Raw genomic sequence first — 10,297 nt, forward strand, 5'->3', positions numbered from 1 at the left:
ACAAGGAAAACACCATGAAAGTCAATAACGCGAAAGGCTTCACCCTGATCGAACTGATGATCGTCGTCGCGATCATCGCCATCCTGGCCGCCATCGCTCTTCCGGCCTATCAGGACTACACCATCCGCTCGCAGGTGAGCGAGTGCGGCGTGCTGGCCTCGGGCGCCAAGACCGCAGTTGCCGAGACGTTCATGAACACCGGTGTGGCTCCGGCCGACAACGCCGCTGCGGGCCTGGCTGCGGCCGCTGACATCACCGGCAAGTACATCAGCCAGGTTGCCGTCGCCGCTGGCGCCATCACCTGCACTTACGCGTCGGCCGCACCGCGCCGCGCAAACGCCCGCATCGACGGCCAGACGCTGACCCTGACCCCGGTCCTGTCGACGACGCTCGGTAGCGTGACCTGGACCTGTGCCAGCGCCACGATCGACCAGAAGTACCTGCCGACCGCTTGCCGTACCGGTACGAACTAATTCGGTGGCGTGTGTCCGAACGGGTTGGGCCTCAGCTCCGCTCTACGTGGCACGAAGTATGCTCAGCAGCACGGGCATGACCAGGGCCGCAGCGGCAAACCAACCTTACTGACGCCGCGTCTCCAGGCACTACTTCGAAGTTTGAAAATTCCAAGAAACCTACCGCTCAAAGGGAACCATCATGAAAATGAACAAAGCTAAGGGCTTTACGCTGATCGAACTGATGATCGTCGTCGCGATCATCGCCATCCTCGCCGCTATCGCTCTGCCGGCGTACCAGGACTACACCATCCGCTCGCAGGTGAGCGAATGCGGCGTGCTCGCTTCCGGTGCCAAGACCGCTATCGCCGAAACGTTTATGAACACTGGCGTGGCTCCGGCCGACAACGCCGCTGCGGGCCTGGCTGCGGCCGCTGACATCACCGGCAAGTACATCAGCCAGGTCGCTGTCGCTAACGGCGTCATCACCTGCACCTACGCGTCGGTCGCTCCGCGCCGCGCGAATGCCCGCATCAACGGCCAGACGCTGACCCTGACCCCGGTTCTGTCGACGACGCTCGGTAGCGTGACGTGGACCTGCGCCAGCGCCACGATCGACCAGAAGTATCTGCCGACCGCGTGCCGTACCAATACGAACTGATCAGCTCGTAGCCGCCACACGAAACGACCGCCGCAAGGCGGTCGTTTTTTTTTGCCCTGTGGAACGCAAAGTCGCTCAAGAAGACTGGCGCGGCGCTCGCTCGTGGCGGGAAGGCCCTGGCGTTGGCGCAGCGCGGACGGGCCACACTCGCATCGGCTTCCGCACACAGCAGCGGAGACTTTACTTCAACGACGCCGATGGAGGCGCCCCGACCGCCTGTCGCCGCCGACGAACGGCGAATACCTTGGCATGCCGCATGCAACCGAATTTGACGAAATCTACACGCGTTTTCCTGGGGAATCAGCCATGAACGATTTGCTTGCGTCGCCGCGGGACAGCAAGGGGTTCACGCTCATCGAGCTTATGATTGTCGTCGCGATCATCGCGATTCTGGCGGCGATAGCCTTACCCTCCTATCACGACTATGTCGTCCGCACGCAGGTCGGAGAATGTGGCGTGCTGGCGGGCGGTGCGAAGACGGCGGTCACCGAAACCCTGACGAATACCGGCGTATTGCCGGCCGACAACGTCGCCGCGGGACTGGCGCCACCGGCGCAAATCGTCGGCAAGTACGTCGCCTCGCTCACGGTCGCCAACGGCGACATCACTTGCCAGTACGCGAGTGCAGCACCGCAGCGCGCGAATGCGCTGATCGACGGGCTGACCCTCGTATTGAGGCCGACGTTCGTTGCTACGGCCGGCAGCGTGGTCTGGACCTGTTCGGGCACTGTGCCGCAGAAATACCTGACCACGATCTGCCGCACAGGCAACAATTGAACGACGGGAATCCGCGCTGCCGCTGCGCGGATCTTGTCTTGCCGGCACGAGTTCGGCACGATGCCGCACCGCAGGCCGGACAGCACACTCATGTCGCGAAATCCTTTCGACACGACTCGGTCGACGACCGGCGTCGAGACCGTGGTGTTGCCGTCGCCACGACAGGCCGGCCAGCGAATCGACGATTCGCTGACGCAGGAACAGGTCCGGCGTACCTACGGACGCTATGCACCGATCTACGATCAGTTGTTCGGCGCCGTCTACGCCCACGGACGTCGCCGCATGGCGGCGGCGCTGCGTTCCGTCGCGCCGCGCCGTGTGCTTGAGGTCGGCGTCGGCACGGGCCTGACGCTCGACTGCTATCCGTCGACCAGCGAAGTGGTTGGCATCGATCTTTCCGACGCGATGCTCGCGCGCGCACGCCGGCGCGCGAACGCGCTGAATCTGGCCAACGTCGCGCTTCACGTCATGGACGGCGAAGCGATGCCGTTCGACGATGCGAGCTTCGACTGCGTCACGATTCCCTACGTGCTGTCGGCGACGCCGGAGCCGGCGCGGCTCGTACGCGAACTGCGCCGCATCTGCCGGCCGGGCGGCCACATCGTCATCCTCAATCATTTCAGCGGCAGCCGTTTCTGGTGGCTGCTCGAGCGTGCGGCGCAGCCGTTGTCCAGCAAGGTCGGGTTTCGCTCCGACTTCCACTTCGACGAACACGTCGCTCGCCATGACTGGAAAATCCTGTCGGTCGAATCCGTCAACCCGTTCGGTCTTTCGCGCCTGGTCGTCATCGAAAATGTCTGAACGGGGTTGGCGGCGGATTGTCGTGCCGGTCGTCGCGGAACTCACATTCTTCGCCACACTGGCCGCGGTTTTTCTTTATTTTTATATTTCGCGTTTTTCGCAGCCGCCTACGTCGATCGTGCCGCACCTGCTGGTGCTGTCGGCGTTCTGGGTCGGGCTCGCGACGCTGCGCCTCGCCGCCGCACGCCTGCCCGCAGGCGCGCGCCTTATCTGTGCCGTCCTGACTGCTTGCGCCGTCCTGCTGGTCTGCAGTTACTACGCCGTCGTCGCCACCGGCCTGATGTCCTGGGGGCGGGTGACGTCATGGCAGCTCATGTCGACCTACGCCAGCCAGATCACCGGCCTGCTGGCCGTCCTCGACATCCCCTTCGCGCTGGCCGCGTGGACCAGTGCGGGTGTCGTCGCGGTCGCCGTCGCGGTGTTCGGGCTCGCGCAGCCCCGCATCGACGGCGTTGCCGCGCTGTCGCGGCGGCTTTCGCCGCAGATGCTCGGTGCGCTGGTGCTGTGCGGCACCACCTATGTCGCCATGCGCGTCGTGATGTTCACCGACGTGTCCTACGCGATGCAAGGCGAGCCGGTAAGCCTGACGTTCTACGCGGAGCAGGCTGCCCGCAGCCTCCAGGCGCACACGACCGACGGTGCCGGCGCGCTGGATCGCATCGAGGATGAAGTGCGCCGGAACTACCGGCCGCCGGATACGGCCAGGAAACGCAATGTGTTCGTGTTCCTCGCCGACGCGCTGCGTCCCGACCACATGGGCATCTACGGCTACGCCCGCGATACGACGCCGCGCGTGGCCGCACTGATGCAGTCCACGCGAGCCCAGAAACTCGACCGCATGACCGCCGCCTGCGCCGAGTCGACCTGCGGCGTGCTCGCGAGCCTGACGTCGAAGTACACGCATCAATTCTCGAACCGGCCGTTCACGCTGGCCGACGTGCTCAAGCGCAACGGCTATCACGTGCAGATGATCCTCGGCGGCGACCACACCAATTTCTATGGCGTGCGCGAGGCCTATGGCGCGCTCGACGGCTACTACGACGGTTCGATGGCGAAGGGTTTCTACATGAACGACGATCAGCTGGTCGTCGACCGTATCGCGCAGCTGCCGCACTGGGACGGGCAGCCAACCATGGTGTGGTTTCACCTCATGTCCTCCCATGCGCTGGGCAAACGCCACGAGGAGAACGTGCGCTATCTGCCGGCGGAGTCGTACGCCAAGCCCGTCGGCCGGACCGGACCTCCGCAGGAGTCCACGACGAACTATTACGACAATGGCGTGCTGCAGATGGACACAACGTTCGCACAGGTCATCGAACAGCTTCGCGGCAAGGGGTATCTCGACGATGCGGTCGTCATCCTCGCCGCGGACCACGCGGACATGCTCGGCGAGCACAACGAATTCATGCACGCCAAGTCAGTTTACGAGAACGTACTGCGCATTCCTTTCGTGATGCTGTCGTTCGGCTACGAGCCCAAGCGCCCGCTGGTGCCGGTGCGGCTCGCGTCGCAGGTCGACATTGCGCCGACGATCCTGGCCGAGCTCGACATCCCGTCGCCGCCGACCTGGGTCGGCATGGCGCTGCAGGAGCCGGCGCCGCGGCGCTACGTCCATTTCCAGCAGGGCGCCGAAGTGGGGCTGTACGACCTCGGCGACGAGAGCCGCATCATCAAGTTCTGGCGCGACGTCAAGAATCAGCGCGACCACATATTCGACGTGACTACCGACTCAAGCGAGAGCGTCGATATCGCCTCGCAGGTCGCCACGTCGACGAAGGCGGCCTGGATGGTGGAAATCGCCGCGGGCGTCGGCACCGTGATGCGTCGAGACGACTGAGGCCATCGCATCCGAGCCTGCGCTGGCCGCAATGTCCGTGAACGGCGGCTTTGCGCTATATTGGCGGTAACGCGCCAATACGTAGGTTTTGCCATGGCCCTGGCCAGTCCTTCTGCGCTCGTCGGCCTCACCGGCGTTGCGCGCCGTCTCGTCGCCGAGGGGTCCCTCTCGGAAATCGATGCGCGCCGTGCGGTGGAGACGTCGACGAAGCAGAAGATTCCGCTTGCGACTTACCTCATCGACAACGGCATGGCCGACAGCCGCACCGTGGCCATGGCGTCTTCGGCGGAATTTGGGGTTCCGCTTTACGACGTGAGCGCGATCGACTTCGCCCAGCTCCCGCTGAAGCTGATCAGCGAGGAGCTCATCACCAAACACCGCGCGCTGCCGCTTTTCAAGCGTGGCAATCGCCTGTTCGTCGGACTGTCGGACCCGACCAACCTGCGTGCGCTGGACGAGATCAAGTTCCAGTCCAACCACAGCGTCGAACCGATCCTCATCGACGAGCAGGGACTTGCCCGCATCATCGAGCAGGCGCTGAGCCAGAGCAGCACCTCGGTCGACGTCGAAGGTGACGAAGGCCTCGAAAGCCTCGACATGAACACCGGCGACGACGAAGGTGATGCGAGCGGCGGCCACGATGCCACCGGCAGTGACGACACTCCGATCGTCCGCTTCGTCAACAAGGTGTTAGTGGACGCGATCAAGCGCGGCGCATCGGACATCCATTTCGAACCTTTCGAGACCGAGTACCGCGTGAGGCTGCGCATGGACGGCATGCTGCGCAAGGTCGCCGCGCCGCCGACCAAGCTCGCGCCGCGCATCTCCTCGCGCCTGAAGGTCATGTCCGGCCTGGACATCGCCGAACGGCGCGTGCCGCAGGACGGCCGCATCAAGCTCAACCTGTCCAAGGGCAAGTCGATCGACTTCCGCGTCAGCACCTGCCCTACCCTGTTTGGTGAAAAGGTCGTGCTGCGGATCCTCGACGGTTCGGCTGCCAAGCTCGGCATCGAGAAGCTGGGCTATGAGGAAGACCAGAAAAAGCTGTTCCTCGACGCGATCGAAAAGCCCTACGGCATGGTGCTCGTGACCGGCCCCACCGGCTCGGGCAAGACGGTATCGCTGTATACCGCGCTCAATATCCTGAATACGGAAGGCCGCAACATCTCGACGGTCGAAGACCCGGTCGAAATCCGCGTGCCCGGCATCAACCAGGTGCAGCAGAACCAGAAGCGCGGCATGACCTTCGCCGCAGCGCTGCGTTCCTTCCTGCGCCAGGATCCGGACGTGATCATGGTCGGCGAGATCCGCGATCTCGAGACTGCGGAAATCGCCGTGAAGGCGGCGCAGACGGGCCACATGGTGCTGTCGACGCTGCACACCAACGATGCACCGCAGACCATCTCGCGCCTCATGAACATGGGCATCGCGCCGTTCAACATCACCTCGTCGGTGACGCTCGTGATCGCGCAGCGTCTTGCGCGGCGTCTTCACGACTGCAAGAAGACTCATATTCTGCCGCCGGCCGCGCTTCTCGCAGAAGGTTTTCGCGAGGACGAAATCAGCAGCATGCAGATGTTTGACGCAGTCGGTTGTTCTGGATGCAACGAAGGGTATAAAGGCCGGGTAGGCGTGTACCAGGTCATGCCGCTTGCCGAGGACATTGCAAAGATCATCCTCGCGGGCGGTAACGCCATTCAGATCGCAGACGCGGCCCGCAACGCGGGTATTCGCGACCTGCGCGCGTCCGCCGTGCTCAAGCTCAAGCAAGGCGTCACCAGTCTGGCTGAAATCAACCGCGTCACCAAGGATTAGTCATGGCCACCGCAACGGTTTCCCGTAAGACCCCCGCCGCGGCCGCCGCACAGCGCGGCCGTGCGCGTGCCGAAGTCAGCCAATTGCAGACCTTCGTCTGGGTGGGCAAGGACAAGCGCGGAACGTCCATCAAGGGCGAATATGCGGCAAAGAACGTAAGCCTGGTCAAAGCCGAACTGCGTCGACAGGGCATCAACCCGACGACCGTGAAACCCAAAGGGAAACCTCTTTTTGGCTCCGCTGGCAAGACGATCAAGGCACGCGAAATCGCCGTCTTCAGCCGGCAGATCTCCGTAATGATGCAGGCCGGCGTTCCGCTGGTGCAGGGCATGGAGATCATCGCCAGCGGCCAGTCGAACATCCGCATGAAGAACATGCTGACGGCAATCAAGGCCGACATTGAAGGCGGTTCGACGCTGCACGAATCGCTTGGCAAGTTTCCGGTGCAATTTGATGAGCTGTTTGTCAATCTCGTCAAGGCAGGCGAATCGGCCGGTGTGCTTGATACCGTGCTCGACACGGTCGCGACCTATAAGGAAAACATCGAGTCGCTGAAGGGCAAGATCAAGAAGGCCATGTTCTATCCCGCCATCGTGCTCGTGGTCGCCCTTCTCGTGTCGGCGATTCTGCTGATCTTCGTGGTGCCGCAGTTCGAGAACGTCTTCAAAGGCTTCGGCGCCGACCTCCCTGCTTTCACGCAGATGATCGTCAACGCCTCACGGTTCCTGGTCAGCTACTGGTGGATCGTGCTTCTGGCCGTTGTGGGCACGATCTTCGGGCTGATCTTCATCTATAAGCGTTCCCCGGCTTTTGCCCATTTCTGCGCACGAGCCGTGCTCAAGCTGCCCGTGATCGGACAGATCCTGCACCAGTCGGCTATTGCACGATTCGCGCGCACGCTTGGGGTCACGTTCCGCGCCGGCGTGCCTCTGGTGGAGGCACTCGATTCGGTTTCGGGAGCTACCGGCAGCCCGGTCTACAACCAAGCCGTCAAGCGCATCCGCGAGGACGTCGCCGTCGGTCACCAGCTGCAGCTCGCCATGCGTCAGGCCAACCTGTTTCCCAACATGGTCGTGCAGATGGTCGCCATCGGCGAAGAATCCGGCGCGCTCGACAAAATGCTGTTCAAGGTCGCCGAGTTTTATGAGGAAGAAGTCAATAACGCCGTCGATGCCCTGGCCAGCCTGCTCGAGCCGTTCATCATGGTCATCATCGGCACCCTCGTGGGCGGCATGGTGATCGGTATGTATCTTCCGATCTTCAAACTGGCCGCCGTGGTCGGATGACACGGCACCGATGATCGAATTATTCAGCGAAGGCTGGCCGCTCTATCTGGCGGCCGGCGTATTCGGACTGCTCGTCGGAAGCTTCCTCAACGTCGTCATCCTGCGCCTGCCCGAGCGGCTGATGCACGACTGGCGTGAGCAAAGCCGCGAGATGCTTGGCCTTGATGCGAATGCCGACGCCGGCAGCAAACCTCCGCCGGATCTCGTGTTCAAACGATCGCACTGCCCGCAGTGCAAACACACGCTCTCCGTCATCGACAATATTCCGCTTTTCAGCTGGCTGGCGCTGCGGGGCCGCTGTCGCTATTGCAGCGGCGCCATATCCGTGCAGTACCCGCTCGTCGAGCTGCTGACTGCGGTGGCGACCCTGGTTGTGGTCTGGAAATTCGGCTTCGCGCCGGAGGCCGCGGCAGGACTTGCGCTGAGTTACGGCCTCATCGCGCTGGCGGGCATCGATTTCCGCACGCAACTGCTGCCGGATAACCTGACCTTGCCTCTGCTTTGGCTGGGCCTGCTGCTGACGCTGGTGCCGCTGTTCGTTTCGCCATCTCAGGCCATCATCGGGGCCGCCGCGGGCTATCTGAGCCTCTGGTCCATCTTCTGGCTGTTCAAGCTGCTTACGGGCAAGGAAGGCATGGGCTACGGCGACTTCAAACTGCTCGGTGCACTCGGTGCGTGGATGGGTCCGATGAGCCTGTTGCCGATCGTGCTGCTGTCCTCGCTCGTGGGTGCCATCCTCGGCAGCATCATCCTCGCGCTGCGCGGCAAGGACCGATCAACCCCTATTCCTTTCGGACCATTCATCGCTGTCGCGGGCTGGATACAGTTCATCTGGGGCGCCGAAATCCTGCAGCTCTACTCGCGGCTGCTGCTCGCAAGGTGAACGGGGAAACCGCGGATGTCGCCGCGCATTTCGTTGTCGCGATCAGTGGCGGCATCGCATCGGGCAAGTCGGCAGCCGCCCACGCATTCGTACGTCGCGGCATTGCGTGCTATGACGCCGATCTTGCGGCGCGCGCCGTGGTCGCACCGGGAACACCGGCCATGGCAGAGATCACCGACCGCTTCGGCCTGCGGGCAATGCAGGTTGACGGATCGTTGGATCGTGCGGCGATGCGGCAACTGATCTTCGAGGACCCGCTGGCCCGTGCGACACTCGAAGCCATCATCCATCCGCTAGTGAGGGAAACGCTCAGGGCCCAGGTCGCCGCGGACACAGGCGCTTATTGCCTGCTTGCGGTCCCGCTGCTGGCCGAGACCTGGCCGGCCTATGCCTGGGTCGACCGCGTGCTCATCGTCGACGTCGCACCTGAAGTCCAGCTCGAACGCCTGCAGCGGCGGGATGCGATCGAGCGCGAACTCGCGCTGAAGATGATTGCGGCCCAGGCCACGCGCGCTCAGCGTCTGGCGATCGCGACCGACGTGGTCGACAACTCGGGCACGCTGGAACAGCTCGATGAGGCGGTCGACGCACTGCATTCGAAATTCCTGCAATTGGCCGGCGCCTGAGGCTTTACCAGAACGCGGAAATCCCGGCGATGCCCTGCGCGCCGGCGGCCAGCGCCGGGGCGAGATCGCGTTGTGTCATTCCGCCCAGCGCATAGACCGGCAGAGTGGCCTCGTCGCAGAGCGCGGCAAACGCGTCCCAGCCGAGCGCTGTCTGTCCCGGATGGCTGGCGCTGGTGGCCACACTGCCCAGTACCGCGAAATCCGCACCGAGCGACTGCGCCAGAGCCAGCTCTTCGGCCGTGTGGCAGGACGCGGCAAACCAGCGTCGTGCACTGACCGGACGCTCGCGCAGCTGCGCCAGCTGCGCCGCGCTGACGTGCACGCCGTCGAGGTCGAGCTCGTCGACCAGGTCGCTGCGCGAATTGATCAGCAGTTGGCCGCCGGCAGCGCGCACGCGGTTGAGGCAGGCCGTCGCCCGGCGGCGCAGCATCGCGTCGTCGCTGTGCTTGTCGCGCAGTTGCACCAGACGCACACCGCGTTCCAACGCCGCGTCGAGATGCGCCAGGAAGTCGACCTCGTCGGCGCCCGGCTGCGGCGTGATGAGGTAACGCTGTGGCAATGCGAGCGCATGGATGACCGGATGGTCTGCGGCAGGCATCTCGTTGGGATCCAACGCCGTGGCAGGCACCCATTTCAGGGGCTGTCCCTCGCACGGATGCGGAACGCCTTCGAACGCCCGCACGCGGTAGACGTCCAGCAGGATGCGCTTGGTCGCGTAGCGCCACGGAATGCGGATCAGCGACTCGGCCGAAGCGACGCGCACGCCGATCTCCTCGAGAATTTCCCGCTGCAGTGCCTGCACCGGGGTCTCTCCGGACTCCACCTTGCCGCCGGGGAATTCCCAATAGCCGGCCAGATGCTTGCCTTCGGGACGCTGCGCGAGCAGCACGCGGCCGTCGGCGTCGATCAGGGCCGCCGCCACCACATGCACGGGCACAGCGTCGGCCGCAGCCGGCGTCGCGCTCATGGCGTCACTCCGACAGGAAACCTCAGAACAGGTCGACAACGGCCTTTGATTCTCGAGCCCCCTTGAGCAATGGGGGTGAGGAGTGATCGCTCAGAACCGCAGGTTCTGATCACTCCGAACGCCCAACGGGCCGGGACGAGGAGTGATCGCTCAGAACCGCAGGTTCTGATCACTCCGAACGCCCAACGGGCC

At 63.8% G+C, this 10,297-nt stretch carries 10 protein-coding genes; 9 read left to right on the forward strand and 1 reads right to left on the reverse strand.

The features are described 5' to 3' along the window. The first annotated feature begins 14 nt into the window (after nucleotides 1–14). The 9 genes from RUU78_RS09695 (at nucleotide 15) to coaE (ending at nucleotide 9,138) form a co-directional block, all read left to right on the forward strand. Entirely contained in the window at nucleotides 15–473 is a 459-nt protein-coding gene (locus tag RUU78_RS09695; protein ID WP_313916038.1) for a pilin, read from the forward strand. Nucleotides 474–660: 187 nt separating this feature from the next. Beyond that, nucleotides 661–1,113 carry a pilin gene (locus RUU78_RS09700; protein ID WP_313916076.1) on the forward strand — a complete coding sequence of 151 codons (453 nt, stop codon included), beginning with the start codon at nucleotides 661–663 and terminating at the stop codon, nucleotides 1,111–1,113. A gap of 306 nt (nucleotides 1,114–1,419) precedes the next feature. Beyond that, nucleotides 1,420–1,890 carry a pilin gene (locus RUU78_RS09705; RefSeq protein WP_313916040.1) on the forward strand — a complete coding sequence of 157 codons (471 nt, stop codon included), beginning with the start codon at nucleotides 1,420–1,422 and terminating at the stop codon, nucleotides 1,888–1,890. Between the two features lie 90 nt (nucleotides 1,891–1,980). Beyond that, nucleotides 1,981–2,691, forward strand: coding sequence for a methyltransferase domain-containing protein (locus RUU78_RS09710; protein WP_313916042.1), 711 nt, complete (start codon nucleotides 1,981–1,983; stop codon nucleotides 2,689–2,691). 22 nt (nucleotides 2,692–2,713) lie between these two features. After that, on the forward strand, nucleotides 2,714–4,528 hold the full coding sequence (locus RUU78_RS09715; RefSeq protein WP_313916044.1) for a sulfatase-like hydrolase/transferase: 1,815 nt from the start codon (nucleotides 2,714–2,716) through the stop codon (nucleotides 4,526–4,528). 93 nt (nucleotides 4,529–4,621) lie between these two features. Further along, nucleotides 4,622–6,343, forward strand: coding sequence for a type IV-A pilus assembly ATPase PilB (gene pilB / locus RUU78_RS09720; protein WP_313916046.1), 1,722 nt, complete (start codon nucleotides 4,622–4,624; stop codon nucleotides 6,341–6,343). Nucleotides 6,344–6,345: 2 nt separating this feature from the next. Continuing rightward, complete coding sequence (locus tag RUU78_RS09725; RefSeq protein WP_313916048.1) at nucleotides 6,346–7,629, forward strand: type II secretion system F family protein; 1,284 nt, start codon at nucleotides 6,346–6,348, stop codon at nucleotides 7,627–7,629. A 10-nt stretch (nucleotides 7,630–7,639) separates the two neighbouring features. Then, nucleotides 7,640–8,512 (forward strand): A24 family peptidase, encoded by an 873-nt coding sequence (locus RUU78_RS09730; RefSeq protein ID WP_313916050.1) that lies wholly within the window; start codon nucleotides 7,640–7,642, stop codon nucleotides 8,510–8,512. Continuing rightward, nucleotides 8,509–9,138: a dephospho-CoA kinase gene (gene coaE / locus RUU78_RS09735; RefSeq protein WP_313916052.1), complete on the forward strand. Its 630-nt coding sequence runs from the start codon at nucleotides 8,509–8,511 to the stop codon at nucleotides 9,136–9,138. Before RUU78_RS09730 ends, coaE begins: the two co-directional genes overlap by 4 nt. A gap of 4 nt (nucleotides 9,139–9,142) precedes the next feature. Here coaE and RUU78_RS09740 read toward each other — a convergent pair whose 3' ends face one another. Further along, a complete protein-coding gene (locus tag RUU78_RS09740; protein ID WP_313916053.1) occupies nucleotides 9,143–10,105 on the reverse strand; it encodes a Nudix family hydrolase in 963 nt (320 codons plus the stop codon). Between the last annotated feature and the right edge of the window lie 192 nt (nucleotides 10,106–10,297).

The sequence above is a fragment of the Tahibacter sp. genome (genome assembly GCF_032229445.1).
GTDB lineage: Bacteria > Pseudomonadota > Gammaproteobacteria > Xanthomonadales > Rhodanobacteraceae > Tahibacter.

Excerpts from the sequence above, each read along its gene's own strand:
- RUU78_RS09705 (WP_313916040.1), top strand. The coding sequence starts at position 1,420 with ATGAACGATTTGCTTGCGTCGCCGCGGGACAGCAAGGGGTTCACGCTC.
- RUU78_RS09725 (WP_313916048.1), top strand. The coding sequence starts at position 6,346 with ATGGCCACCGCAACGGTTTCCCGTAAGACCCCCGCCGCGGCCGCCGCA.
- pilB (WP_313916046.1), top strand. The coding sequence starts at position 4,622 with ATGGCCCTGGCCAGTCCTTCTGCGCTCGTCGGCCTCACCGGCGTTGCG.
- RUU78_RS09730 (WP_313916050.1), top strand. The coding sequence starts at position 7,640 with ATGATCGAATTATTCAGCGAAGGCTGGCCGCTCTATCTGGCGGCCGGC.
- RUU78_RS09740 (WP_313916053.1), bottom strand. The coding sequence starts at position 10,105 with ATGAGCGCGACGCCGGCTGCGGCCGACGCTGTGCCCGTGCATGTGGTG.
- RUU78_RS09700 (WP_313916076.1), top strand. The coding sequence starts at position 661 with ATGAACAAAGCTAAGGGCTTTACGCTGATCGAACTGATGATCGTCGTC.
- RUU78_RS09695 (WP_313916038.1), top strand. The coding sequence starts at position 15 with ATGAAAGTCAATAACGCGAAAGGCTTCACCCTGATCGAACTGATGATC.
- RUU78_RS09710 (WP_313916042.1), top strand. The coding sequence starts at position 1,981 with ATGTCGCGAAATCCTTTCGACACGACTCGGTCGACGACCGGCGTCGAG.